This window comes from Microbulbifer sp. MLAF003 (assembly GCF_030012965.1).
Classification (GTDB): domain Bacteria; phylum Pseudomonadota; class Gammaproteobacteria; order Pseudomonadales; family Cellvibrionaceae; genus Microbulbifer; species Microbulbifer variabilis.
Genome location: NZ_CP120232.1, coordinates 1,273,129 through 1,299,647, shown reverse-complemented (window position 1 = coordinate 1,299,647; position 26,519 = coordinate 1,273,129). Strand labels below are relative to the sequence as shown.

The 26,519-nt window shown below is 45.1% G+C and carries 28 protein-coding genes and 3 pseudogenes; 7 read left to right on the top strand and 24 right to left on the bottom strand.

From position 1 onward, the window contains the following. Positions 1–24: 24 nt before the first annotated feature. The 5 genes from P3339_RS06270 to P3339_RS06250 all read right to left on the bottom strand — a co-directional run bounded on the left by P3339_RS06270 (position 25) and on the right by P3339_RS06250 (position 6,355). Positions 25–294, bottom strand: coding sequence for a hypothetical protein (locus tag P3339_RS06270; RefSeq protein ID WP_282952749.1), 270 nt, complete (start codon positions 292–294; stop codon positions 25–27). Continuing rightward, positions 267–2,225: an ABC transporter transmembrane domain-containing protein gene (locus tag P3339_RS06265; protein WP_282952748.1), complete on the bottom strand. Its 1,959-nt coding sequence runs from the start codon at positions 2,223–2,225 to the stop codon at positions 267–269. The genes P3339_RS06270 and P3339_RS06265 overlap by 28 nt, the downstream gene beginning before the upstream one ends. Then, positions 2,222–3,649 (bottom strand): TolC family outer membrane protein, encoded by a 1,428-nt coding sequence (locus tag P3339_RS06260; RefSeq protein WP_020411382.1) that lies wholly within the window; start codon positions 3,647–3,649, stop codon positions 2,222–2,224. Before P3339_RS06260 ends, P3339_RS06265 begins: the two co-directional genes overlap by 4 nt. A gap of 151 nt (positions 3,650–3,800) precedes the next feature. Next, positions 3,801–6,083 carry a hypothetical protein gene (locus P3339_RS06255; protein WP_282952747.1) on the bottom strand — a complete coding sequence of 761 codons (2,283 nt, stop codon included), beginning with the start codon at positions 6,081–6,083 and terminating at the stop codon, positions 3,801–3,803. Then, the gene (locus P3339_RS06250; RefSeq protein ID WP_282952746.1) at positions 6,080–6,355 is read right to left on the bottom strand and encodes a BapA/Bap/LapF family prefix-like domain-containing protein; all 276 of its coding nucleotides are present in this window, start codon (positions 6,353–6,355) and stop codon (positions 6,080–6,082) included. The genes P3339_RS06255 and P3339_RS06250 overlap by 4 nt, the downstream gene beginning before the upstream one ends. Before the next feature lie 271 nt (positions 6,356–6,626). On the opposite strand from P3339_RS06250, the gene P3339_RS06245 reads away from it, so the two are divergent. From P3339_RS06245 to P3339_RS06235, 3 genes are read left to right on the top strand one after another with little or no spacing between them, the layout of a single operon-like run. Continuing rightward, positions 6,627–6,932 (top strand): carboxylesterase family protein, encoded by a 306-nt coding sequence (locus P3339_RS06245; protein WP_282952745.1) that lies wholly within the window; start codon positions 6,627–6,629, stop codon positions 6,930–6,932. Further along, a complete protein-coding gene (locus tag P3339_RS06240; RefSeq protein ID WP_353056917.1) occupies positions 6,839–8,197 on the top strand; it encodes a carboxylesterase family protein in 1,359 nt (452 codons plus the stop codon). Before P3339_RS06245 ends, P3339_RS06240 begins: the two co-directional genes overlap by 94 nt. 11 nt (positions 8,198–8,208) lie before the next feature. Then, complete coding sequence (locus P3339_RS06235) at positions 8,209–8,757, top strand: histidine phosphatase family protein (RefSeq protein WP_282952744.1); 549 nt, start codon at positions 8,209–8,211, stop codon at positions 8,755–8,757. 337 nt (positions 8,758–9,094) lie between these two features. Here the strand turns inward: P3339_RS06235 and P3339_RS06230 are convergent, their stop codons facing one another. From P3339_RS06230 to P3339_RS06185, 10 genes and pseudogenes are all read right to left on the bottom strand, one after another. After that, on the bottom strand, positions 9,095–10,027 hold the full coding sequence (locus P3339_RS06230) for a hypothetical protein (RefSeq protein ID WP_282952743.1): 933 nt from the start codon (positions 10,025–10,027) through the stop codon (positions 9,095–9,097). Positions 10,028–10,550: 523 nt separating this feature from the next. After that, positions 10,551–10,907: a hypothetical protein gene (locus tag P3339_RS06225; RefSeq protein WP_020411084.1), complete on the bottom strand. Its 357-nt coding sequence runs from the start codon at positions 10,905–10,907 to the stop codon at positions 10,551–10,553. A gap of 198 nt (positions 10,908–11,105) precedes the next feature. Beyond that, positions 11,106–11,888 carry a glutathione S-transferase family protein gene (locus P3339_RS06220; RefSeq protein ID WP_282952742.1) on the bottom strand — a complete coding sequence of 261 codons (783 nt, stop codon included), beginning with the start codon at positions 11,886–11,888 and terminating at the stop codon, positions 11,106–11,108. A gap of 167 nt (positions 11,889–12,055) precedes the next feature. Further along, positions 12,056–13,241: pseudogene (locus P3339_RS06215) on the bottom strand (IS3 family transposase). Positions 13,242–13,335: 94 nt separating this feature from the next. Continuing rightward, positions 13,336–14,187: pseudogene (locus tag P3339_RS06210) on the bottom strand (IS3 family transposase); the annotation flags it as partial. 32 nt (positions 14,188–14,219) lie between these two features. Further along, a complete protein-coding gene (locus tag P3339_RS06205; protein ID WP_282952741.1) occupies positions 14,220–14,528 on the bottom strand; it encodes a transposase in 309 nt (102 codons plus the stop codon). A 97-nt stretch (positions 14,529–14,625) separates the two neighbouring features. Continuing rightward, positions 14,626–15,042, bottom strand: a complete 417-nt coding sequence (locus tag P3339_RS06200) for a DUF6896 domain-containing protein (protein ID WP_282952740.1) — start codon at positions 15,040–15,042, stop codon at positions 14,626–14,628. Positions 15,043–15,146: 104 nt separating this feature from the next. Further along, complete coding sequence (locus tag P3339_RS06195) at positions 15,147–15,437, bottom strand: hypothetical protein (RefSeq protein WP_282952739.1); 291 nt, start codon at positions 15,435–15,437, stop codon at positions 15,147–15,149. 95 nt (positions 15,438–15,532) lie between these two features. Then, positions 15,533–15,886 carry a hypothetical protein gene (locus tag P3339_RS06190; protein WP_282952738.1) on the bottom strand — a complete coding sequence of 118 codons (354 nt, stop codon included), beginning with the start codon at positions 15,884–15,886 and terminating at the stop codon, positions 15,533–15,535. Between the two features lie 77 nt (positions 15,887–15,963). Then, complete coding sequence (locus tag P3339_RS06185) at positions 15,964–16,218, bottom strand: hypothetical protein (RefSeq protein ID WP_282952737.1); 255 nt, start codon at positions 16,216–16,218, stop codon at positions 15,964–15,966. A gap of 314 nt (positions 16,219–16,532) precedes the next feature. Here P3339_RS06185 and P3339_RS06180 point away from each other — a divergent pair. Next, a pseudogene (locus P3339_RS06180) lies at positions 16,533–17,475 on the top strand (IS110 family RNA-guided transposase). Between the two features lie 28 nt (positions 17,476–17,503). Here the strand turns inward: P3339_RS06180 and P3339_RS06175 are convergent. The 4 genes from P3339_RS06175 to P3339_RS06160 all read right to left on the bottom strand — a co-directional run bounded on the left by P3339_RS06175 (position 17,504) and on the right by P3339_RS06160 (position 19,139). Beyond that, positions 17,504–17,812: an immunity 53 family protein gene (locus tag P3339_RS06175; protein WP_282952736.1), complete on the bottom strand. Its 309-nt coding sequence runs from the start codon at positions 17,810–17,812 to the stop codon at positions 17,504–17,506. A 70-nt stretch (positions 17,813–17,882) separates the two neighbouring features. Further along, a complete protein-coding gene (locus P3339_RS06170; protein ID WP_282952735.1) occupies positions 17,883–18,275 on the bottom strand; it encodes a hypothetical protein in 393 nt (130 codons plus the stop codon). Between the two features lie 58 nt (positions 18,276–18,333). Next, a complete protein-coding gene (locus P3339_RS06165; RefSeq protein WP_282952734.1) occupies positions 18,334–18,723 on the bottom strand; it encodes a DUF6678 family protein in 390 nt (129 codons plus the stop codon). Positions 18,724–18,836: 113 nt separating this feature from the next. Beyond that, on the bottom strand, positions 18,837–19,139 hold the full coding sequence (locus P3339_RS06160) for a hypothetical protein (protein ID WP_282952733.1): 303 nt from the start codon (positions 19,137–19,139) through the stop codon (positions 18,837–18,839). Positions 19,140–19,835: 696 nt separating this feature from the next. Between P3339_RS06160 and P3339_RS06155 the strand changes: the two genes are divergently transcribed. Next, complete coding sequence (locus P3339_RS06155) at positions 19,836–20,777, top strand: IS110 family RNA-guided transposase (protein ID WP_282952732.1); 942 nt, start codon at positions 19,836–19,838, stop codon at positions 20,775–20,777. 370 nt (positions 20,778–21,147) lie between these two features. Here the strand turns inward: P3339_RS06155 and P3339_RS06150 are convergent, their stop codons facing one another. From P3339_RS06150 to P3339_RS06140, 3 genes are all read right to left on the bottom strand, one after another. Further along, positions 21,148–21,570, bottom strand: a complete 423-nt coding sequence (locus P3339_RS06150; protein ID WP_282952731.1) for a Rap1a/Tai family immunity protein — start codon at positions 21,568–21,570, stop codon at positions 21,148–21,150. 349 nt (positions 21,571–21,919) lie between these two features. Further along, positions 21,920–22,351 (bottom strand): hypothetical protein, encoded by a 432-nt coding sequence (locus P3339_RS06145; RefSeq protein WP_282952730.1) that lies wholly within the window; start codon positions 22,349–22,351, stop codon positions 21,920–21,922. A gap of 200 nt (positions 22,352–22,551) precedes the next feature. Beyond that, positions 22,552–22,884 (bottom strand): hypothetical protein, encoded by a 333-nt coding sequence (locus P3339_RS06140; protein WP_282952729.1) that lies wholly within the window; start codon positions 22,882–22,884, stop codon positions 22,552–22,554. A gap of 279 nt (positions 22,885–23,163) precedes the next feature. Here P3339_RS06140 and P3339_RS06135 point away from each other — a divergent pair, with 279 nt between their 5' ends. Both P3339_RS06135 and P3339_RS06130 read left to right on the top strand, forming a co-directional pair. Then, a complete protein-coding gene (locus tag P3339_RS06135; RefSeq protein WP_282952728.1) occupies positions 23,164–23,937 on the top strand; it encodes an integron integrase in 774 nt (257 codons plus the stop codon). Between the two features lie 12 nt (positions 23,938–23,949). Then, positions 23,950–24,207 carry a tyrosine-type recombinase/integrase gene (locus P3339_RS06130; protein ID WP_282952727.1) on the top strand — a complete coding sequence of 86 codons (258 nt, stop codon included), beginning with the start codon at positions 23,950–23,952 and terminating at the stop codon, positions 24,205–24,207. 99 nt (positions 24,208–24,306) lie between these two features. On the opposite strand, the gene aroC is transcribed toward P3339_RS06130, so the two are convergent. Further along, on the bottom strand, positions 24,307–25,383 hold the full coding sequence (gene aroC / locus P3339_RS06125) for a chorismate synthase (RefSeq protein ID WP_282952726.1): 1,077 nt from the start codon (positions 25,381–25,383) through the stop codon (positions 24,307–24,309). Between the two features lie 175 nt (positions 25,384–25,558). Then, positions 25,559–26,482 carry a 50S ribosomal protein L3 N(5)-glutamine methyltransferase gene (gene prmB / locus P3339_RS06120; RefSeq protein WP_282952725.1) on the bottom strand — a complete coding sequence of 308 codons (924 nt, stop codon included), beginning with the start codon at positions 26,480–26,482 and terminating at the stop codon, positions 25,559–25,561. Between the last annotated feature and the right edge of the window lie 37 nt (positions 26,483–26,519).

Sequence of the window (26,519 nt, the reverse complement as noted above, 5' to 3'; positions counted from 1 at the left end):
CTATATCATTCATTTCTTACATAATTAGGAAATTTTCTCTCCTTCAGTTGATGTCTTTCTTTGCGACCGGGTTAATACTTCCAATGCCTTCTCTTTTGGCTCGTCAAGGACGACATAACCATTATTAAGAACAATAATTCGCTGGGCAAAGGTCAGGATATTGGTTCTATGTGTCGCGACAACAACAGTCCTTTCAGCGGCCCAGTCTTGTAAATTCCGAATGAATTTTCTCTCTGTTGACTCATCAAGTGCAGCTGTAGGCTCATCTAGCAAGAGAACATTGGGATGTCGCAACAGCATCCTTGATAAAAGTAGTGATTGCTTCTGCCCCCGGATAAACCAAAACCACCTTCTTGTATTAAATAACCTACACCTTTGGGAAGTTTATTAACAAAGTTGCTCGCGCCGCTCATATTAAGCGCCCAGAGAATTTCCTCATCATTTGCATTGGGAGCTCCCAACGTAAGGTTTTCATGGATGGTCCCATGAAATAAAGTGGCTTCCTGCCTAAGAAGACCAATATCCCTACGGACATCCGCAGGATCAATATGCTTAATACTGACATTATCCAGTTGCAACTGTCCTCGTTGAGTTACAATTGCACCCGCCATTGCATGAAGAAATGTAGATTTCCCTGAACCATTTTTCCCAAGAATTGCAACTCGTTCTCCTGCATATATTTTTAAGTCGGGTATGATAAGAGCAGGGTCCTGCCGCTCTTCACCATATTGAAAAACTGCATTTTTGAAGTGAAAATCCCCAGTTATTGATGTTTTCTTCACTCTTTTTTCTAATTGAGGATTATCCACCGGCAATTGCATTAGATTGTCAATTCCTTGCATTGCAAATTTTGCCTGCTGCCAACGGCTCAAAACTTTTGTGATATTTGCCATGGGAGCCATCATTCTTGAACCCAGGATTGATGCTGCAACCAATGCTCCTGTAGTCATAGTGCCGCTCATAACCATCGGTGCACCAAACAGTACAATGACCGCAAATACTGATGATTGAACATTATGAGTCCAGGCAAGTAGCATCCCCACAAGAGACCTCAGCTTTAGGCTCGCATCTGCGGTTATCATGTTAAAGTGGTTCCACTGCCCCTGAAAATACTGCTCCGCCTGTAGTGATTTGATATCCTCTACCCCCTGAATCGTCTCTATCAATATGGCGTTACGTAGTGAGGATTCCTTTATCGACTCCTGTGAAAGCCTGGCTAATTTTGGCTGAAGTAATAGACCCGGAATAAGCAAAAGAAAAACAGCCAGTAGAGGTACCAAAGCTAAGGCCCCTGCAATCCACCACATTACAATTAAAAACAACAGAAAAAATGGTAAGTCAGCAATTGCCAAAATTGTAGTGGATGTGAATATTTCTCTCACTTTTTCTAATTCACGAATTTGTGAAATAAAAGTACCAGTAGATTTTGGACGGGCCTGCGCTTGAATTCTTACGGCATGCCCAAAAACCAAATCAGACATTCGGATGTCCGCACGCTTTCCAAGAAGATCTGTAATCTTCACTCTCATTGAACGCATTACAAAATCAAATATAATAGCAACCAAAACGCCACTAAATAGAACATAAAGAGTGGGAATAGATTCCGCTGGAATTACTCTGTCGTACACCTGTTTGGAAAAAATAATGCCCGATAAAGCCAGAGTGTTGGCGACCGTGGTAGCCAACATGATATGTCCATAGGGTTTTATATCCCTAAGTATTATTTTACGAAGCCAATGTTGATTATCTGTTTTAATATAATCATCTATCCTGGTATCTCTTGTTGTTTGCCTCGGCCTAAGGATTATCAGACTAACAATATCTTTGCTGATCTTCTCTAGAGGTAAAGTACTTTTAAGCCCCTGGTCACCACACAGCATAAATCCAACGTTCAAGTCACTGGAAATGGTTTCAATTACCGCTATCTGACCACCACGCAATTGAGCTACGAGTGGTAGGCGCCATGGGTTAATATCAGTATCTTTTAGGGTACAAAACTTTATCGTCAAACCAGCTTGACGTGCCATTCTTCTTAGTGTGTGGTCCACTGGAGAGTTCTGATCCCATTGTCCGGAAATTCGGATACTTTCGGGTGAACACTCCACTCGATAGTGGCGAGCCACATAGGTTACTGCTTCACACCATGGCTCAAAATCCATAGTGTCAGTCTTTATTCCTTCACTTTCATCGAGAGATCTTAAAACATTACTACTGTTTTCACTCAAGGAAGGACCTCCACACCCTGTATTTGCCGCCCATCAAGACTGAATGCACTACGTAATCCACCGCGACTATACAGACAATCAATCTTAAGGAGGTGAAGATCAAAAATAGTATTGTTCTTTTCTATGCGTGCCAGGTGTAATTCCTGCTCTGCATTGAGCAGGTCAAGTAAAGTACGGGTACCGAGTACTTCATATTGCTGTTTATACAAATCCCGAGTTTCAGCAATCGCACTTTCTCTGGAATTCAAAGCTTTGAGGCTTTGCATCAGCCCGGCAGCCTCTTCCTGGGATTCCTGATACTTTTGTATAGTCAATAACCGTATTGAATCTTTCGCTGCATCTGCCGATAAGAGTGCAAAACCAGCGCCTTCTTTGCCGGCCGAAATTTTACCTCCTTGATAAATCGGCATAGACACATTGAAGAAAACTGCACTTTCATTCGTGTCAAAAGCATTCGCATCAACGTAGTCCTGATCAAGGTACTGGTTAATGTTGGCGTCTAATGAGAAGGTTGGCCATGCATTTGCTTTAGATTCATCCAGGCGCGCCATTGCTTCAGCCCTGTAAGATTCAGCAATAAGCACCTCAGGTACCGCAGATAGGTCAAAAGAATCCAAGTCACAAGCCTGAGTCACATCATCTGGTACTGACATGGAGACACTAAACTTTTCATCTAACCCCGTTAAATTCTGCAGTGTACTTCTCCACCTACGTAAAAGAGCTTGAATTTGTTGCCTGGACGCTTGCGCTGCGTCAATTCGCGACTGGGCCTGGAGAACATCAGATCTGGAGCTAGCACCTTTTTCTTTTCGAATCTTTACAAGATTTGCGATAGCAGACACCCCATCAACCTGCTCATCAGAGCTCTGCAATAGAGCCTGATATCGTTGCACCTCTATAGTTGCTTTAGCAGTTTGTCTAGCTACTTCTTCTATCGATTTTAAAATTTGAGCTTGGGATCGTCGCACGCCCGCTCTAGCCTGTCTTACATTGCTGGAAACTTTCCCAAAGTCAAACAGCATTTGGGTGACGTTTAACTGAATTGCATGTCCGTCACCTTCTCGCTTGTACTCGGTATCTTCACCAGCAACTATCCCAGCACTCAATTGTGGGAAGTAAGCGGATCTCGCTGCTTTAACTCCCTGTCTTTGCTGGTAGAGATAGCCGATCGATTCTGCAATTGATGGATGCCAACCAACCGCACGGTGAACAGTATCAAATATACTGAGTTCACTTTGTGCTACCTCATCCTTATAAACTCGATAAGTAACATTTTCTGCTCTCTTATCTTGCCCTTCCCCGTGCCCGACAATTGTTTTTTCCGCTGATACGGAGTTGACAAATACTTCCTCTCCGACTACTTCGGATAGAAATAGAGAAGGGATAGAGAGTGCAAAAAATGACAGTTTTTTTAATACATCCATGTTTTCACACTTGTCATTGACAGTTTTGAGATCCCACAACCTGGAATTAAGAAGCCATATAAGCAAGACTTTTCCCAAGCCTCATAAAAGTTTAGCTCAAAAAAACCGGGCCTTTTAGCCCGGTTTTTTTGCTTAATTTGAACTTCTCACCTCACATATCACTAAATCCATTTTGCTGCCATATATCTCCCATCGGATCTTCAATGACTGCGTAATTTTCAGGACTGGTTAGAGAACCAATATCTGTTACAGTCGTCTGATGCTCTGATTGTCCAGATACATCATAAGAAAGATTGAGCTCTATCAGCTGAATATCCCGATCACCAGAATCTAGTAACTCATCCAGTAAGGACTCTTCTACTGAGTCAAACCGCAGATAGTCATTGGCAAACTCTGCCAACCCGTCTGCAGTCATTACCTGTTGATAGTGGTTATCAACACCACTATCAACAAAGTCCAGCTCAAGCTCAGCCAGTTGCATCATATCCAACCCGGCAGAACCTTCCTGCTCGCTTCCATCACTGACGGACTCCTCAACCTTTGAAGCAGAAGCATATCCAACGGTATCGAGATACTCCTCAAACACACTGGGGATCGCAATAGCTTCCAGGGAAATGATTTCATCAATGTCAAAATCTATTTCCAAATCCGGGAATCCCGGCGGTAGCTCACCACCCTCATAGTCGTAATCGGCATCCGCATCACAATCGGCATCCGCATCGGCATCCGCATCGGCATCGGCATCCGCATCGGCATCCGCATCCGCATCCGCATCGGCATCCGCATCCGCATCGGCATCGGCATCGGCATCGGCATCGGCATCGGCATCGGCATCGGCATCGGCATCGGCATCGGCATCGGCGTCAGCATCACAATCCGCATCGGCGTCGGCATCCGCATCGGCATCGGCATCGGCGTCGGCATCCGCATCGGCGTCGGCATCCGCATCGGCATCCGCATCGGCATCGGCGTCGGCATCTGCATCGGCATCCGCATCGGCATCCGCATCGGCATCCGCATCGGCATCGGCATCGGCATCGGCATCGGCATCGGCATCGGCATCGGCGTCAGCATCCGCATCCGCATCCGCATCCGCATCGGCATCCGCGTCGGCATCCGCGTCGGCATCCGCGTCGGCATCTGCGTCGGCATCGGCATCTGCGTCGGCATCGGCATCTGCGTCGGCATCGGCATCCGCGTCGGCATCGGCATCCGCGTCGGCATCGGCATCCGCGTCGGCATCTGCATCCGCGTCTGCATCGGCATCGGCATCCGCGTCGGCATCGGCATCGGCATCGGCATCGGCATCGGCATCGGCATCCGCATCGGCATCTGCATCGGCATCGGCATCGGCATCGGCATCGGCGTCAGCATCCGCATCGGCATCGGCATCCGCGTCGGCATCCGCGTCGGCATCCGCGTCGGCATCCGCATCTGCGTCGGCATCTGCATCTGCATCTGCATCGGCATCCGCATCTGCATCGGCATCGGCATCTGCGTCGGCATCCGCATCCGCATCGGCATCCGCGTCGGCATCGGCATCGGCATCGGCATCGGCATCGGCATCGGCATCGGCATCGGCATCGGCATCGGCATCGGCATCGGCATCGGCGTCAGCATCCGCATCCGCATCCGCATCCGCATCGGCATCCGCGTCGGCATCCGCGTCGGCATCTGCGTCGGCATCGGCATCTGCGTCGGCATCGGCATCTGCGTCGGCATCGGCATCCGCGTCGGCATCGGCATCCGCGTCGGCATCGGCATCCGCGTCGGCATCTGCATCCGCGTCTGCATCGGCATCGGCATCGGCATCCGCGTCGGCATCGGCATCGGCATCGGCATCGGCATCCGCATCGGCATCTGCATCGGCATCGGCATCGGCATCGGCATCGGCGTCAGCATCCGCATCGGCATCGGCATCCGCGTCGGCATCCGCGTCGGCATCCGCATCTGCGTCGGCATCTGCATCTGCATCTGCATCGGCATCCGCATCTGCATCGGCATCGGCATCTGCGTCGGCATCGGCGTCGGCATCCGCATCCGCGTCGGCATCGGCATCGGCATCGGCATCGGCATCGGCATCGGCATCGGCATCGGCATCGGCATCGGCATCGGCATCGGCATCGGCATCGGCATCGGCGTCAGCATCCGCATCTGCATCTGCATCTGCATCGGCATCCGCATCGGCATCCGCATCCGCATCCGCATCCGCATCCGCATCCGCATCCGCATCCGCATCAGCATCCGAATCTGCGTCCGCATCTGAATCCGGAGGCACAAAGCCGCCCCCACGGTTACTATCGTCATTTGATGCTACAGCGATGACAACAACACCGAGAGCAATCAAAGCAGGGACAAACCACGGAACGGCAGGGGGAGGAGGGGGAGGAGGCTCACCAGCTGGGCCGCCGGCTACGGTAAAAGCTGGTATCAACCCCCCGAAGCCGCAAGGAATAAGGGCTCTGAACCCCCAGTTACAGTCAACTCACTATGATCTCCATCACTGTCTTCATGATAGAAACCAAATAAAGTGAAGATTTGACCCGTCTTTAAAACTATTACTAGGTCATTTCCTTCCTGAGATAACGAGGCTATCTCGTCTGGATCTACCGGCAATTCAACCAAGCCTGTCGCGGTTAACTTCAAGCTATCCAGTGGCTTCTCAGCAATCAAGCCCGTAGACTTGTCAAAGATTTTTACGATCATGCTCTCACCAACTTCAAACGGTGCAACTTCCTAAATACACTGTTCATGGCCTGAGCTAAAAGACGGAAAATTCCCCACCTTGAGCCCATCCGTGACTAGATTCGTCAATGCATCTCCTTGCCAGGATCCCTCCGGAAAATAACTGTGCCAAATTTTTTCCACACACTCTTTTTGTATGGACGTAAATTAAAATGATTTCAAGGAAAGTCTGAAGAATAACGCCGACTAAATAAGTGCAACGTTAGAGAGAAATACAGTAGGAAAACTACTCATGACAACGGACCCAAGTATTAGAAAGCTCACAAATAAGAGGTCAACACCTGTCATTGATACACCCGCTGGACCGATTGTTGGCAAAGTAGACGAAGCTACAAGAACCTATAAATTTCTAGGTATACCCTATGCTCGTCCCCCAATTAACGACCTCCGCTGGAAAGCACCCGAACCAATGCCAAATTGGAGTGTGCCATTTGATGCAGCGCAATTTGGAACGCCAGCTGCACAAAATCCCTCAAACCTGATGCAGGTCCGGGGAAAAATGGAGAGATTCCTGATAGAGAAGAATGTCTTTATCTAAATATTTTCTCGCCACCTATAAACCAAGGAAGAAAGCTACCTGTAATGCTCTGGATTCATGGTGGAGCTTTCTATATGGGGTCAAGCTGCCAAGATATATATAATGGGTGCCATCTTGCCTCAAGCGGTAGAGCAATAATTGTGACATTCAATTATCGTCTTGGCGCTCTAGGCTTTCTACGTTTAAAGGACATTTCTGAAATCCCATCTACTGGCAACGAAGGTCTATTGGATCAAATAGCAGCGCTCAAATGGGTGAGAGATAACATTGCAGCCTTTGGCGGAGATCCTAACAATATCACTCTTTTTGGTGAATCTGCCGGCGCAATGAGCATCATCTCTCTATTAGAGGTAACTGAATATCATAATTTATACTCTCGAGCGATTGTACAAAGTGGCCACCCAAGGGCTGCTCATTCGATTTCCAGAGCCAATAACATGGCAGCAGCATTCATCGAGCATCTTAATAACATAAGCGGTGGAATACCAATACACAAATGCTCTACAAAGTTACTTCTTCAGGCACAAAGCGAAATTCTTAAAGATCCACGCATGACACAAAACTGGGGGCAACTTCCATTTAAGCCGGTGCTAGACGAAAGCTTATTAAGAAAAAGACGACCGTCTTTAGTAAATATTAAAACTAATACAGCCCATCCAATTCTTCTTGGCAGTAATCTAGAAGAGTGGAATCTATTTAGTGTTACAAACCCTGAAACTTTCACACTGAATTATCACTCAATCTGCAAAAAGTTAGAATGGCTGCTACCTGAGAGCACACTAAAACCTATTATTGATTACTATTACCAGCAGGCTTTATCTATTAAAAATAATCCCTGGCCAGAATGGAGTAAAACCTGGAATTTGATGTTGACCGATATGGTTTTTACCCTACCAGGGCTTAGGTATCTAACCCAACATAAAGGAAAAAGTTTCCATTATCATTTCGCCCAACCATTAGCGGCACAGCCCTTTTTGGGTGCGTGTCATGCTGCAGAACTAGCCTATCTATTTGGTACTCATGGTGAAGCGTCTTTACAGGAATTATATCGCGATGAGCCAGCCCCGCACACCTTAAGTAAAAGTATGCAAGAAGCCTGGCTGAACTTCGCTGAATGTGGCAACCCGGGAAACAACTGGCCAATATTTACAGGAAAGCAAAGCCAGCGTATCGGTAATCATCCACATTTCACGAATTTCAATACAGCAGAACTGCTATCATTATGGCAAAATATACCAGATGAAGTATTAAACCAGTATCTATAATCCCAAATAACATGCCCAGAATTTTACTTGCACGACATGGTGAGGCAGCTAAAGGAGATAATATCCTTGATCCACCCCTCACCAAGTTAGGATTTATACAAGCTGAAGAGTTAGCTCAAAAACTTGCTATTCAAGGAAGATTAAAAATCACGAGCAGCCCTAAGCTGCGAGCCAAGCAGACAGCAGAACCCCTAGCAAGAATATGGGGCGCTTCAATAGAAGTGGTCAACTTAGTTACTGAGATACCAACACCCGAAGGTATTCTATCAAGTCAACGCCTACCATGGATACGCTCTCTTCTGAATAAAGAATGGACTATAAATGATAAACAGCAAAAAGAGTGGCGCAATGGAATTCAGAGATATTTATTTAGCATTACTGAAGATACTATAGTTTTTTGTCATTTTATGGTAATAAATTCAATCGTTGCTTATATTCATAAAAGCCAAAAAATTCAACAGTTTCGACCAGAGTATACATCAATAACTGAACTAACTATTAAAAATAATCAGTTATATTTAGTAAGCTTGGGAAAAGAGAAAGACAGCCAAATTCTTTAGCATACGCTATTTAGGTCAGGATGCTAAACTCTTTGATAATAAGTTAAATTCTATTGAATCAAGTAGAACAGGATAGTTTTACAGTCTGTGCCTATGAACAATCACCATCAGCAACCAAGAACACAATAAATATTCAATTCAAATTATAAAAAATGATCTATCCATCTTATTAATTTTCTGCGACAAAAACCAAATAAAGTATAATAAGCAGTTGGCAGCTCACAGCAACTATAGAGGATAGTGTTTGATATTTGCACCGCCAGATCCCCTTCAGCGAAGGGAGCAAACTTATAAATGGAAATATAAATCTGTACCTTATTGGGAGTGTTGATACCCCCTAAAGACCTTCACTCATAGTTTCATTACATAGCTCAACATATTTATCAGCTTTACGCTGAACGAAATCATCATTACTTTCTCTAATAAGAGCACTGAGATCAAGAGGTTTATATTTAAACCCGACTGATCGTCCCAAACTTTCTATTAATTCATTACAGAGCACTGCAACACAAGAAAGCCTAACCCAGAGGATTGGAGTTCCTCTAAGACATAGCCCAGACATAACATTAACAAGGGGAGAAATTTTCTCAACAAAATTATATCCTTTTAGGGCATCTGTAAACTCTGAAAAAGACATACACCTCGCTACTGACTCGCCTTCATTAATGGTAAGCGCATTTCCTATACTTGATAAGGTATCAAAGAAAATATGCTCCTTTTGTACTTTCCAATTAGCATTTGGGTGATGACTAGTTATTTTTGAACCGGACAACATCAGAAATAGCGATTTTTTGAACTCAAGCAACTTAACAGAAGACTCATCTACAGCAAAATCAGCATAAGCAACTTTACTCTCTATCAGCTCTGACAAACAGAGCAGTCTTGCTAGCCTGTAAATGGTGCTTTTTCCATAATGGCCATTCAAATCAATTTTATAGGGTTTTTTCGGAATATTCGTAACTCTGGCTTTAAAATCACGGGCAGCCAGAAGAAGCTGGAACTTAAGGGGACCAATAGCTTGATACAACCTGGCCCTCGCCTCAAAATTGTATCTTATATCAGCTTCATTCTCCTTCAGGTATACTTCTACATCCTTTCTAATTAGGCCATCTTGCACACTCTTAAAATCACTTAAAGATCTATCTAGCTCATTTTTATATTTCTGAAGATCCTTTTCCAATCTATGAGCAACTAGTGACTTAGTCAACCATATAGCAGTGAGTGAAGAAACGCCTAAAGAAGAAATGAATGTGGGGATATCTAAATCCATGAACTAATACCTCCTTGCTTAGTCTTCACACTGATAATCAGCCAACTTTATCCGAAATCAGTCAAACAATCTAACCATAAATTTTCCATCTACTCCATACTAAATATAAGCAGCAATCGAATACTTGCAGAATCTTCCAAAGTGAAAGTCGTTATCCATCCTTATTGAATAAAATTCTGATATGGATTTCTATACATTCACACCTCTTCACTTCCCAACAGCGTTGGAAGATTTTACTTCAGCAAATCCATGATAAAAATCTTTTAAACCAGAAAATTTCCTAACTCATAAATTGCAAATTGAATATGTACGGTTCTGTTTGCTTCCAGTATGTCGGCCATACAACATCATCCCAAACTAAAGCCGATGTATAAGCGATTAGTCGACACTGGTAAATCTAAGAAGATCGCCCTAATTGCCTACATGAGAAAGCAGATTACGATCCTGAATACGATGGTGAAAATTAACACTTACTGGGATGCAAGTATGGCTTAAAAACTTGACGAGCAACCATAGTCGCTTGTTAAGTATTTGCCAACACCCCAGCCAACCAAAAAATGGTGCTGTACGTTAAAGCTGTAAAGCTGATTAAAAATATAACTTGTAAAATAGATAGTTTAGAATGTATACCAAAATCAATAAGTTCATAGAGTTTTTTGGGAAAGTACTTTTTTATACTTAGTATAACCATAATTACTGCCATACCTACATAAAGTAACACGACACCCCAAAACCGTTCTGGTTCAACATCAATACTGATTGTTTCTGAGAGACCAGCTCGTTTATAGACAGATACCTTGCCACTCACAACAGCAAACACGCAATAGGCTAACGTGAAAATAGCAAACAGCAGATGAATGAATCCAACTTTCCGTGGCATTGCTACCCCATACTCTAGGTACTTAACGCTTTAAACAGCGGAATAAAAACTGGAGGTTTTTGTGCCCGCCCGGATTAACTTGTTAATTTCCCAGTATCTAATTTGTAGGGACATCTCATATTTCTTTCGAGATAGAAGACTGGTAGTTACCCTCCATACAAACCCTTAGAGGGAGGGCAGATATTAAAAAGGTTGCAATCAGCTTCCTAGCTTCCTAGCTTGAATCTGGCTTGGAACCAAAGGCAATGAAGGGTCGAGTTCACCCTGCACACGTAGTGCCCATTCTCGTATGCGACTACGACGGAAAAGTCCGTCTCCTCCTGTAAGCCCAGCCTCATAACCAAAAGCAAGGAGCGCATAGACAGAGAGGTCTGCAACACTCACTTCACTACGATTACACATAAAAGGACCTCTCTCAAGCTCTTTACTCAAACGTGCACCGACATGACGTGCAGCAGCCATTATGCTGTTTCCTGGAGCATTTTCAGCTTCCCTGCGGACAAAAGGAGCCCACCGAAGGACTAGAGGCCATACAAAACGCCATGCGCCGATTGCGTTATCTGGTACCGTGCGATTCATGGCACAACCGAGGCGCCAAGCGTTGATCAGCTGCACAGGAAGTGCTAGCGATAAAGCCGGTCGCACAAACCTAAAATTTGCAGGAATCATGCAATGCTGGACCCAATCATCAAGTTCGTTAATGCACGGATCACCGTCTACAGGGTACAGGGGACGCTGAGGGAAGCGTTCATCTAGCCAATGAGCTATTTCTTGTGAATCATTTTTGCTTTCACCATCAATTGTCAAAACAGGCACGGTATGCCCCATCGGAAGTGTTTCCCTCATATTAAACGGAGATACATAGACAATTTCGTAAGCGATCTTTTTAAAAGCGAGAAAAGCTTGGACTTTAAGACCGTATGGACTGGTAGCGAAAGTGTAGAGCACGACTTTTGGGGTATTGAATTCCATGCTTTCCATAATTAGCTCCTTCTATACCAGTGGTTTAACAGCTCGTTTAAAAAAGAGTGAGCCAAGGTGTCAGTAGAATTAACGCCGGCCACAGTGGCCTGCGGACTTAGCACGTAATTCTACCAGCAATTTGAGTGAAAGGTGATCTTGCCCCGATAAAACGGACACACTACTTTTCATACTGCTATTCGCTCATATTCTATTGGTGATTGATAGCCTAAAGCTGAATGCAGCTGCTTACGGTTGTAAAAATCATTAATATATCGAGCCAGAGCATACTTTAAATGGCTCATTGTCTGGAAGCTAGTTTCTCTAATCAGTTCAGCTTTTAAGCTATGGAAGAACGACTCCATATGAGCATTATCCGTATATTTACCCGCTCTACTCAAGCTATGCTGGATTCCATATCTTCCCAACTCTTTTTGATACTCGGACCCTCTGTTCTCTACACCTCTGTCCGTGTGTAATATTAATCCTGGTTGTGATCCTCTTTTCCTTCCAGCATTCATCAGGGTTTTTCGGGTTAATTCTGTTGCTCTCTTCGTGTCTAAACTCCAACCGATTACTCGGCGAGAATACAAATCTATCACCACTGACAAGTACTGCCATTGACCCTTAACCTTAAGGTAAGTTATGTCAGCAACCCAAACTTGATTCTTGCTTTTAGGCACAGCTCCATCCGGTCTAAGATTCCCCCCAGAGGCTAGGAAACGCTTTACGCCTGGTGCCCTACGTGTCACTCTCGTAACTCTGGCTACGACTCCTAATTCCTGCATCAGCCGGGCTACGCGCTTACGGCTAACTTCATAGCCCTTAGTCAGCAGGGCTTTCCAAATTCTTGGACTACCATAGCGCCCTGCAGAGTCATCCGAAATCTTTTGAATCTCTGAACTTTTAGATCATCATCTTGGTGTTTTCGGTGCGATCGCGGCCTCTTCAGCCAATAATAATAGCCACTGCGCGATACTCCTAGCCACTAACAAGTTCTTTTGATACCTAATGCTGATCCGAACCTCTGGATAAATCGATATCTTGCTGATGTTCCTCTGCAAGAAACCGTTGCCACTTTTTTAGCAAATCAAGCTCCTACTTTAATTTACGATTCTCCGCCTCTAAACGCTTTACCCTAGAAAGTTCCTTTTCTGTTCTAGAGACTACATCAGTAAGCTTTCTTCGTTTATCTGCCACAATCTTCCCTTCCTGAAACTCTTTTCGCCATCGTGACAGCATGAAAGGGTGAATGTCGAGAGTTTCAGCCACTTCCTTAACTTGAATGCCCTCTATCAAGCTAAGCATTACCGCTTTCACTTTGAATTCGTTTGAATACTGCCAAGTCTTTCTAGGTTTGTTGTATTTTGGCATAAGACACCTCGTCTGTTTGACTTTGGTGTCCGTTAAAACGGGGCAAGATCATTGGAAGCCTCCCCCTTAAAGTAGACGCCACCTTATATTCATCTTATGCGGCCATTCTTTCATATTCATCTGGGCTTTTGAACCCAAGTGAACCATGTCTTCTTTTAAAGTTATAGTACCTATCAAGATACCAAGCTAAGTTAGCTCTTAGCTCCTTAACGGACTCGAAATTAAATCCTTTAAAACTCTCAGTTTTCAGTGTTTGAAAAAATGATTCTACATACACATTATCATTCATACATCCTGGACGGTTCATGCTCAGCTCAATACCCAGTTCCTTGAGTCGGTTTTGGTATGCATAAGCACCGTACTCAGACCCTCGGTCGCTGTGAAATATTAGATCTGATTCAATATTTCTGAGACGGACAGCTTTATTTAGCGCTGACAGTATTAGTTCAACAGTTCGAGTATCCGACAATTCCCAACCCAACACTTTCCGAGAGTAAAGATCAATAATCACAGCTAAATATTGCCATTGCCCATTGATCTTCAGATAGGTTACATCACCAGCCCATTGAGAGTCTGGTTTACTCGGCATACCATGCTCTCTTTGTAAATTTTCAACCTTAATGCAAGGATTTCCAAGCAAAGGGCGTCGACGATAGATCCTTCCAGCTTTCCCCACGATTCCAGCCTCTCTCATAAGGCATTCAACGCGTTTGTGATTTATTCGTTCACCATTAGCTTTCAGCTCTGCGCTAATTCTTGGACTTCCATAATTACCATCATGCTGCGCATAGATAGCTTCGATACACCCTAGAATTCGCCTATTTTCTATGTCTCGAGTGCTCTCATCACGGTTGAGCCACTTATAAAACCCTTGGGGTGAAACATTCAAGTATCTACATAAGTACCTGACACCAAAGTCTGATCGATTAAGAGCTATGAACGAGAATCTTTCGACTTTGGATCTTTCAGGTACATTTCCTACTTTTTTAGGAAATCATTCTCCTTTTGCAATTTCTCAACCTGCTTTTTTAGACGTCTTATCTCTTTATCATCAGTTTGAGACTGAGTTTTCGTTGTCTTGGTCATACTTATTCTACGACTGGGCTTCTCGACCAGCTTGCCTTCTCTACTTTCCTGTCGCCATCTATACACCATTACTGGATGCAAACCAATAATGTTGGCGATTGTAGTCGTATCTACTTTCAGTTGATTAGTGAGAGCTACCACTCTAACTTTGAACTCTGTTGAATATTCAACAACCCGCTCTTCACTCAGTATTTTCGGCATTTTTTCCTACCCTATTCAAAAGGTAGGCGTCTACTCAATGGGGGAAGATTTCGGGAAGGTCCAACCACACGAAGTGTGCTGAACATGGTGGCACTTGTTATGAGTTGACATAAAATATACTGCCCATGCCTGTTGATTTGACGATTTCATCGTCTTTGACTGCCTTTTCTATAGCACTCTTGAAGTCGTCTTCTGACTTCAAGTCAGACTTGATTTTATTAGACCGGACAAACTCTGATAATTGCCAAGCATCAAATCCGTTAAATTCTCCATTCATTCCAAAATCAAAGCCTATCTTAGTTCCATCGATATTCACTTCCATACCGATACCGTGCGGTCTTATCTTGTAGCCGTCCTTCTCATAGTTAGCTTTTCGAATAGCGGTAACACATCGAAGAATAAAATCGTGGCTGGATTGCGGACGTTGGCACTCGAAATTCGACTCAAGTACAGCCACAGCCTTTTCTTGAGCAACATTAAATTTCTCTATAATTCTCTTTAGCTCGAAATCCATTATCTAAGACTCATAACGCCCACAGCGGGGGCGGCCGAAGCGTAGCGTAGACCGTCCCGCAGAGGCCGACGCAAACTGCCTGTGATTGTTAGAAGTTGGGTACACTACCACCCCTCCAAATATGTACCCAGCTCTTGGCCGCGTTCTTTATCTCCTTTTGAAAGAAAAGAATCTTTGAACGCCGAAACTCGCATTCTACGGCGATGAAATAGTATGCATGCGCCAAAGAACAATAACCAAGCTAATACTTGAAATCCGAGCAGGAAGACTGATTTTTCAAGTAGTGACATTTTACTCATAGCAAAGAGCGAGAGCACACCAATCACCACAACCGGCCACGCGATGCTTAAAAACGCAGCTTTTGCCGCTAATAGAATTACCTTTTTCGAATACATTTTTAGCTCTACGTGTTTAAGACTTCTAACGACCACTTAACCGGCGCGACGAAAGGAGCGTCCGGCGACAGAAGGGAGCGAAGTTGAAGTGATTGTTAGGGCTTTTCAGCATGGGCAGACTCCGCTATAAACTCATGGCATCCTGTCTCATCCAAAAATATTCTGAAATGATGAAGCTCTTTATATGCTTTTACAGTTGCAGTATCGCTAGCTAGGAAGCTGGATAGTTTTTCTGAATTTTTTAGCTCGCTTAGCTTGAAATAAGAGCTTTCTATCATTTCTGCACTGCAATTAGGTAGCACAGTAAATTGATGCCACCGGACCTTGTTGAAGCAGATTGAAAAGCTCGGCTTCTCAGCGATATTTACCTTCAATAAGGCTCCCCCATTAAGCATGTGTAATTCACATCCCTCATACAGCCCTGTGTCAAATTCGGGTAGTTCAATCATTGTTTACCTTGAGCCCTAACGCCAAGCGAAGGGGAGAAATGCGCAACACTTTGTCCCGCTTGCACGCCTTGTTAAATTTAGGGTAGGCACTCTAGCCAAACCCGTTCATTTGGATGGTGCTCTGCAATCGTGGCTAGTGCTTCATCTAACGCGCTATCATCGCTAGGATCTATTGCATAGTTGAAGTTAGTCAGGTCGATATCGCTTGATCGTAGCGAATCTATCTCCTGCTCATTCAGCACGCCATCGCCCACCCATACTGGATACAGCGCCGATCTAATTATTTGCTCTAATTCTGTGTAGCCACTTCTTGTAACTGCGAATATAACCATGATGAAATTTAACGCCCCGCACAGGGGCAGACAAAAAAGCGTAGCGTTTTGGCTGTCCCAGCGACCAACGGGACCGATTGCTACGGCTTGTATGGTTGTTCTTGCCCGGTTCTGATGTTGAAAAACCTTTTCCCTAACGGGTAAATTGAGACCCACCTTCGGCGGCCACCGAAGGCCTTGTTTGCCGCAGTTCGTTGCTGCGCTGGTTCATAAAGACCGCTAACAAGTAGGAACGTGACAGACACTCATTAGGCATAACTCGAATAGTCATGTGGGCCTCGAGCCCGAATAGCAAGGCGGAGATAGCTTATCTTATGGAACCTCAAGAGATCAATGTCGGTATCGATACTAGCAGCAAACAGCTCGATATTTTTGTGAGACCAACTGGCCAATTCTTTAGTGTTACCAATGATAAAGATGGTATTAAGGACGCCATTAAACGACTGCAACCCCTTAAACCCAAAAGAGTACTTATCGAGTCCACCGGAAGGCTTGAACTGGAGTTTGTCTGTTCTGCCCACAAAGCGGGGGTGCCGATAGTTGTTTACAATCCTTCGCAGGTAAGAAACTTTGCAAAGTCAGCGGAGCTGACTCGCCAAAACTGACAAGCTGGATGCTGTCGACATTGCTCACTTTGGAGAGGCAATGAAGCCAAGGTTATCGTCGTTAAAACCTGAAAAATTAAAGAATATCAGTGACTTACTCGTTGTAAGAAGCCAGTGCTTGGAGATGAGTACAATGCAAAAGAACCGTCTCAAGCGAATGCCTAAATCTGTACACAAACCTATTCAAGCCATATTGAAAACCATCAAAAAAGAGTTAGAAGGAATCGATAAGCAGCTGGATAAACTCGTCAGCAGTATTGCCGAATGGCGACAAAAACGTGACCTATTGTTAAGCGCTAAAGGGGTAGGAAATGTATTGGCCTACACCCTGATGAGCGAATTACCTGAATTGGGGAAACTGAACCGAAAAGAGATTGCTGTACTTGTTGGTATCGCCCCTATGAACCGAGATAGTGGGAACTTTCAAGGTAAACGCTATATTCGTGGTGGACGGCATCGTGTGCGCACGGTCCTGTTTGTTTCCATAATGTCGGCGATCCAGTGCCACCCTAAATTAAAGCCAATGTATAAACGCTTAATCGACGCTGGCAAACCTAAAAAAGTGGCCCTCATTGCCTGTATGAGAAAGCAACTTACCATTCTGAATACGATGGTAAAAAATAACACATATTGGGATGAGAATATGGCTTAAAAGCTTGACGAAGAACCATAGTCACTTGTTAAGCATTTTTTACCCACTTTAGAAAGAGCTTTATCAGCTCGCTTAGTTTGTGAGGGCCGCCATAGCCAACAAACTTACCGCCTTCTAGTTTTGTAATAATCCAGTCGTTCCCACTCGCTTCGGCATCATCACCTACACCGTAGGAAAAACCTTCATATTTCTTTTCTTCTATATCTGTATCGGTGATGTCTACTTTTAGAAACCAGCCTGGATTATCAAGAGTACCGATTTCAATGCCATAGGTATGTTCCCAGTCCTCATTGCACTGAGAAAAATACCATTCTTCAAGTTCTTTGAGAGCTTCCATGTTTTTGATGCTTAACGCTCAAAGCAGCCGCGCATTTTTGCGTCGGCCGCCTTTGCTTGTTATAACTTTTCTACAGTACAATTTGAATTTCACCATTGCTTTTTTGCCAGCTAAGCTTTTCACACACGATGCTAAGCATAGCTCCGCCTTCAACCTCTATATGAGCTACCGGATTGAGCAACTCTTGGCTGTAAGATTGCCATCCGTCTTCCTTATATAGCCTTGCTACACTGGCAATATCTTCTTTTATGGTAACGTTTACTTCACCTACGAATATTGCATCTTCGTCATCTGCTGACTTTCTATAGTTTAGTCTTGAATAATCAGCGCAATATAGCGTAATAACACCATCGAATGCTGCTGGATAAAACTCCAATTTTACTACGCCGCTCAAACCATCAACTGATAAAGTTAAATCAGCATTATTTAATAGCTTATCGCAGACTTCTTGTAAGGTGCTCATTTCTATCCTGAATTATAACGCCGGCCTCAACTGCCGGAGGTCAGATTGCGGGCCCTTGTTATACGAACTCTGGATTAGAATCCGCATTAATGTAACCCCATACCCTATAGTATTTACCTTCAATAGAGTAAGGAATATTAAACTTATGGAGTACTTCAAGTATTCCACTACTTATATCAGCATCCTTGTCAGATACTAAACAACCTCTGAATTCATGTTCATATGGGTCGAAATCTATCCATTCTATCGCGACGGAATCATCAAAAAGTTCATCCCACCATACCTTGCTAAAACCAAGTATTTTATCTTCGTATATCAGCTTGTATCTCACTTCTGGAGATGCATCACCTTGGCCAGCGAACGATGAACACAACTCTCTCCACTTAGTCTTGTTCATTACAGAAACAAGCTGTCTTTGATGTATGACTCTAGAAGGGATTTCGTTCATTGAAAACTCGTATAACACCTTACTCAGCCGCCACCGGAATGGAGCCGCCTTTGTGATAGCGTAGCGTACAGCACAAAGGGAGCGTAGTGTAGGTGGTCGGATGCAGTAACTTGTTATGTGTTTTTCTCGTTACTATTTTCGTTATACAACTCAGACACTTTTACTGCTTTTGTATACGCTTCAAAATCATCGAAAAGCACATAGCTTATAACTTGCGCCCATTCAACTGCGCCAACATGACCAGCATCCCAACCTGACTCACTGCATCCAACTGGAATCTTACCAACAATAAATAGTTTTCCACCTTGATATTCAAAGCGTGGATTGTCCAAATCATGACTGCATTCCGAGTCGGCCAAACACATTGAAATACATTTACCAGAAAAGTCTGGAATATTTTCTTTGTCTATACTCATTAGTACTTCCCTACTTTACACATAACGTTGCCAGCAAGGTCAGCCGAAGCTTAGCGTAGGCCGTCCAGCCCAACCTCCGGCTGGGCGATCTTGCCTGGCTTGGTTATAGCTGGCGCGCTCTGAACCGCCTACATGCTCTCTGCCAGCCATCTTCGGCTGGCCACTGCCCGATAAATTTACTGGGAAAAATACCATACTTTACCCACCAATTAACTATCTGATTGGCACTCCACAATGGTGTAACTGACTTGTAATGCTAATTGACTTAAAACGAAGGCACTTGAACGAAACTGCGGTGACAGTTTGCAGGAAAACTCTCTGGGGAGAGTGTTCAGGTAGAGATTGGTACTTGCAGCAACTACAAACTATCTGAAAATTAACCGCCACAATAACGACTACAACAGGGGCGGCTAGAGCGCAGCGTAGGCCTTCCGCGAAGGGCCAAAGGCCCGTTGCAACCTGCTTGTGCTTGTATGGTTGTTCTTGCCCGGTTCTGATGTTGAAAATCCTTTTCCCTAACGGGTAAATTGAGACCCACCTTCGGCGGCCACCGAAGGCCTTGTTTGCCACAGTTCGTTGCTGCGCTGGTTCATAAAGACCGCTAACAAGTAGGAACGTGACAGACACTCATTAGGCATAACTCGAATAGTCATGTGGGCCTCGAGCCCGAATAGCAAGGCGGAGATAGCTTATCTTATGGAACCTCAAGAGATCAATGTCGGTATCGATACTAGCAGCAAACAGCTCGATATTTTTGTGAGACCAACTGGCCAATTCTTTAGTGTTACCAATGATAAAGATGGTATTAAGGACGCCATTAAACGACTGCAACCCCTTAAACCCAAAAGAGTACTTATCGAGTCCACCGGAAGGCTTGAACTGGAGTTTGTCTGTTCTGCCCACAAAGCGGGGGTGTCGATAGTTGTTTGCAATCCTTCGCAGGTAAGAAACTTTGCAAAGTCAGCGGGGCGACTCGCCAAAACTGACAAGCTGGATGCTGTCGACATTGCTCACTTTGGAGAGGCAATGAAGCCAAGGTTATCGTCGTTAAAACCTGAAAAATTAAGGAATATCAATGACTTACTCGTTGTAAGAAGCCAGTGCTTGGAGATGAGTACAATGCAAAAGAACCGTCTCAAGCGAATGCCTAAATCTGTACACAAACCTATTCAAGCCATATTGAAAACCATCAAAAAAGAGTTAGAAGGAATCGATAAGCAGCTGGATAAACTCGTCAGCAGTATTGCCGAATGGCGACAAAAACGTGACCTATTGTTAAGCGCTAAAGGGGTAGGAAATGTATTGGCCTACACCCTGATGAGCGAATTACCTGAATTGGGGAAACTGAACCGAAAAGAGATTGCTGCACTTGTTGGTATCGCCCCTATGAACCGAGATAGTGGGAACTTTCAAGGTAAACGCTATATTCGTGGTGGACGGCATCGTGTGCGCACGGTCCTGTTTGTTTCCATAATGTCGGCGATCCAGTGCCACCCTAAATTAAAGCCAATGTATAAACGCTTAATCGACGCTGGCAAACCTAAAAAAGTGGCCCTCATTGCCTGTATGAGAAAGCAACTTACCATTCTGAATACGATGGTAAAAAACAACACATATTGGGATGAGAATATGGCTTAAAAGCTTGACGAAGAACCATAGTCACTTGTTAAGTGTTGCGGAAAGCACTTGCTAGCTCCCCCAGTACTTTATAATCTTTGACACCCCACAATTTTTGCACTTCCAAGTTTCTTCGTACCTTCTTGGCCCCACATAAAATGACAGAGTAATTTTTGGCTTTATATTATTGCCAGCTGGATCTCTAATCTTTACAAGACTCATTTTCCCACCACACTGTTCACATGGTTTGCTGGTCTTTTTGTGAGAATATATTACGACACATAAAAAACAAACTAGAGCAACCAGTAAAAATGCCATCTCTTGTTCTGACATGACTAACACTTAACGCTCGCAATAACCGGCCGGAGCTGCACAGCAGCGGAGGTCTGAGTTAATTGCCTTGTTCTGTGCTACTTGCACATGGGTACTTAGTGTAAAATGCTTTTCGGACTAAATCAGCAACACCTGCGACACCACTTTCACGATACCTAGTAACAGTTTCAGGGTTATTGTTGATGTATTCGACAACCACACTAACCATCTCTTTATTTGAAATATCTTTCTCAGGAAGACAGGTCAGAGGATTGTCAGAGTTACCATCAAAAAAATCTACTCCTTCCACGATGCCTGAGATAAAGCCGAAACAAAATCCTACACCAATCAAATCTGCCTCATTTGGAACCCTAGACTTCAATAAATAAATCGAGCTGTAAGCCTTACATCCGTTGACTAAAGTATCGAAGTTACCAGCAGCAATTAAGCTATGAGACATTAAAATAAGTACCGAAGCTAAAAATACATTCTTAAATCTCATATCAGAACTCTCAACCGAACAGAACGTTGCCAGCAAGGGCAGCCGGAGCAAAGCGTAGGCTGTCCAGCCCAGCCTCCGGCTGGGCGATCTTGCCTGGCCTGGTTATAGCTGGCGCGCACAGAACAACCTACTTGCTCTTTGCCAGCCAACATTGGCTGGCCACTGCTCGATAAATTTACTGGGAAAAATACCATACTTTCCCCACCGGTTAACTAACTGACTGGCATTCCACAATGCTGCAGCTAGCTTGCAGAACTTGTTGGCTTTAAACGAAGGCACTTGAACGGAGCTGCGGTGCCAACTTGCAGGAAAACTCTCTGGAGAAATGTGCTCAGGAAGAGATTGGTGCTTACAGCAACTTCAAACTACCTACAAAATGACCGCCACAATAACGCCCGCAACAGGGGCGACCAATGCTGTGCACATTTTGTGTGAAACTGGGAGCGCAGCGACCTGCACAAAATTTGCACTGCGTTGGGCGTCCCGCGGAGGCCCCAAGGGCCGGAGCAACCTGCTTGCGCTTGTTAGTGGCAATCACTGTAAGATGTATCCGTAAATCGCTAACCCTAACACTGCGAGCACCACGACTAAAAACTTTAGCTGGCCATTGTGTACTTCTGCGTTTGTAATTGGTTGAAGCTTTACCGTAAATAGTGTGAATAGAGAGAGTATAACGCTCGCGGAAAAACAGATAAGAAGCGGTAGTACACTTACCATAAACACTGAAATAAACGCAGATAGGCCAGTTATTGCCCACAAAGCCTTTTTTGCTTTTTGCCACTGTGTTGGCTCAACGCTGTGGTAACAGCAGCTTGAACATCGTGCAGGACCAAGTGAATGCGCCCCAATCTTTGAAAAAGCATTGACTCCAAAATTTTTGCAATGTGGGCACTGAAATCTCATTCTTGCTTACCACTAACGCCTCAAACAGGGGCGCACTGAAAGTGCGTCCCGGCCGAAGGCCCTTGCTGCTTTGACTTGTTAAATGTTTTCGAAGTCGGATATATCACTGCGCCAAAAAACCTCACTTTGCTGTTTAGCTAAATACCCAAACTCACTATCATGGATGACTATACCTTCGAACATTATGTCGTCAGGCTTCCCATGTTTGTCGAGATCATCCATATAAAACCTAAATTTCATACCCAGAGCTAATTCTAATGTCAAACCTACTCTCTCGAGGTCATTGACGCTGCCACGACGCTCCAGAGAGTAACCGTTCTCTGTCATTCTTGCATTGAGGTCACAGTAGATCTCTTTTAAATCGCTCATGGTGGACCTGACATTTAACAGTGTATTCAAAAGCAGCTGCATTATATTATCTGCCAATATATCCCAAAATAAGAAATTACCAAAGCCAGGAAAGATATTTATAAATCAAGGAGTTGGCCGTCAATGACATAGTAATACCTCAAGTGGATATATTGCAGCTGCATCATATTTTGTTGCTTTTGATCACAGATGTAAATCATTCAAAATCAATAAGTTAACGCTCATATTACTGTGGTTATGTGGAGCTGCTTTTGATCTTAGGTATTGACAATCCCGAAAAACACCAAACACTGTATAAAAAAACAGCTTAAAGAAATTGTCATGGATGATATTTGCCCTAAGCTACCCCCTAAACCAGAACGTTTTATGGATATTTTACGTCAGCATATTCGCAAGCAGGGACTATCGTACCGAACAGAGCAAACTTACACGCACTGGATAAAGCGGTTTATTCACTTTAATCGATTGAAGCATCCTGCCGGTATGGGGCCGGCTGAAGTTGAGACTTTCCTTACCCATCTCGCTGTTCATGATCTCCGCGCATCCAATACTCAAAGAGTGGCATTGAATGCTATTGCTTATCTCTACAAGCAGTTCTTAGGTAAGGACATCCCAGACTTGGATTTTACGATTGCCAAGAGGCAACGGCGGCTGCCTGTTGTTTACAGTCGTGAAGAAGTGGCTACGGTTCTTAGTCATTTACAGGGGGTCTTCAGATTACAGATTGAGCTGATGTATGGCTCAGGGCTTCGTAGTGCCGAATTACTATCTCTCCGAATAAAAGATGTGGACTTTAGTAGCAATAATATTTTTGTCCGCGGTGGAAAAGGAAATAAGGATCGAACTACCCTTCTTCCACAGGGAATAATCCAAGATCTACAACGTCAAGTTAAATATGTATCTCTTCTTCATCAGCAGGATTTACTGACCGGCTACGGTTTAGTTTATCTGCCGGATGCACTCGATCGCAAATACCCCAGAGCCGCCAAACAACTTGCTTGGCAATACCTGTTTCCTGCTAACACTATCAGTAAATGTCCCCGTTCAGGCATATACCGAAGACACCATATACACTCATCCACATTGACGCGCTAAGTAAATAGTGCTGTGAGAAAGGCGGGAATCAACAAACCGGCACGCTGCCACGCATTCCGGCATAGCTTTGCCACACATTTACTCGAAGCTGGTTACGATTTACGCACTATCCAGGAATTATTGGGGCATTCTGACATTAACACTACTGAAATTTACACCCATGTAGTGAATCGTGGTAACAAAGGCGTATTAAGCCCCTCAGACCGCCTTCGTAGTATTAATAAAATTAAGGAGACTGGAGCTAACTATTTTAATGGGGCCTTGGGTTAAATTAGAGGCTCCTTAATTTCTTTACTGTATGTTAACGGCTAAGGCAATGGATACCGGCTCTTGCGGTATCCCTATAGCTAAAGATCAGGAGCGCTCGAACTACCCAGGTGTTACATCACCATTTTGTGCGCGATGGCGCAGGGCATGGTCGATAAGTGTAAGAGCCATCATGGCTTCCGCAATAGGTGTCGCACGTATTCCCACACAGGGATCGTGGCGGCCCTTGGTAACTACTTCAATAGGGTTGCCAGACCGGTCGACACTGCGCCCTGGAATACGCAGGCTAGAAGTTGGTTTTAGAGCGATATGGGCAATTATATCCTGACCACTGGAAATGCCCCCTAGCACGCCACCAGCATTATTCGATAGGAAGCCATCCTCTGGGGTGATTTCATCCCGGTGCTCGGTGCCTTTCTGCTCCACGCAGTCAAAGCCCGCTCCAATTTCCACGCCTTTTACCGCATTAATACTCATCAGGCCGTGGGCAAGGTCTGCATCCAGGCGGTCAAAAATAGGCTCACCCAAGCCAGCTGGTACACCGCTGGCGTGCACTGAGATGCGCGCACCAATGGAATTTCCCTCTTTGATCAGGTCTTGCATATAGGCTTCCATTTCAGGAACTCGCTCTGCATCCGGGCAGAAAAAGGGATTAAGTTCCACTTGCTCCCAATCCAGTTTTTGTACCTTAATCGGGCCCAGTTGAGAGAGGTAGCCTCGCACTTCAATGCCGTATTTTTGCTTCAGCCATTTTTTGGCGATGGCCCCGGCGGCAACCCGCATAGTAGTTTCCCTGGCGGAAGAACGGCCACCCCCACGGTAATCACGAATGCCGTATTTCTGCCAGTAGGTGAAATCGGCATGGGCCGGTCTTACCTGCTCGGCGATATTACTGTAGTCCTTGGAGCGCTGATCGGTATTTTCAATTAATAGGCCAATGGGCGTGCCGGTGGTTTTCCCCTCGAAAACACCGGAGAGTATTTTTACCTGGTCAGGCTCGCGGCGCTGGGTGGTATAACGGGAAGTACCGGGCTTGCGGCGATCCAGCTCTAACTGAATCTCCTCTTCGCTAATCTCCAGGCCCGGAGGGCAGCCATCAACAATACAGCCCAGGGCGGGCCCATGGCTTTCGCCAAAGGTGGTGACACAAAACAACTTGCCAAAGGTATTGCCCGACATAGACGACTTTTCCAGCTAGTAGGTGGTTAAACAGGAGTTGGCCTCAAGTGAAGCCGCACATTATAAAGGAACCCCGGGGCCCAGCACGCAGCCAAGAACAAAAAGCACAATTGCTCCGCGCATCTGCCTCCAATAACAAACCCGGCAATGTAGATTGCCGGGTTGGCAAAAGAAATTACTCTTTTTCGAAGTAAGGTTGGTAAGCGAGCAGTTCTTCGCGGCTGATGACAAAGACACCGTGGCCTCCATCCTCAAACTCAGGCCACATAAAGGGTACCTCGGGGAAAGCTTGTTCCAATGCCTCCCAGCTATTGCCCACTTCACAAACCAGCAAACCCTCTGGCTGCAGATGATTGGCAGCCTCTCGCAACAGGCGACGGGTAAAATCCAAACCGTCCTCTCCTGAACCCAGGGCGATTTCTGGCTCTGCGCGGAATTCTTCTGGCATTTCTGCCAGGTCACGAGCATCTACATAGGGCGGGTTACAGACAATCAGCTCGTAGCTGAACCCCTTCAGGCCGGCGAAAAGGTCCGACTGTACAGCGCGCACGCGCTCATTCAAGTTGTGGCGATTAATGTTAATTTGCGCAACTTCTATGGCACCCTCAGAGATATCGCTCAGGTCGACCCGCGCTTCAGGGAAAGCTTCTGCGCAGGCAATACCGATACAGCCACTTCCACAACAAAGATCCAAAATCGCCAAGGGCTCTACCTTGAGCCAGGGCTGGAAGTTGTGCCGTATCATCTCCCCAATAGGCGATCGAGGTACCAGCACCCGATCATCCACATAGAAAGTCATATCGCAGAAGTGCGCTTCATGGGTCAAATAGGCAGCTGGTACCCGCTCGGTAAAGCGTCGCTCCAGGATAGTGAGCACATCGCGACGCTCCTCCATCGTCAGGCGTGCCTGCAATATCTCCGGCTTACTATAAGGTGGCAGGTGCAGCGCGTGGGTGACAAGCAATACCGCCTCATCCCAGGCGTTATCGGTGCCATGACCATACCAAAGACCAACCTCATGGAATCTGCTGGTGCCCCAGCGAATGTAGTCCAAAACCGTGGTCAGCTCGTGCAGGCTGGATTCACGCCTTTCTATCATCGAATCTATCCTTAAGTACTGTGTATCTCATCAGGGC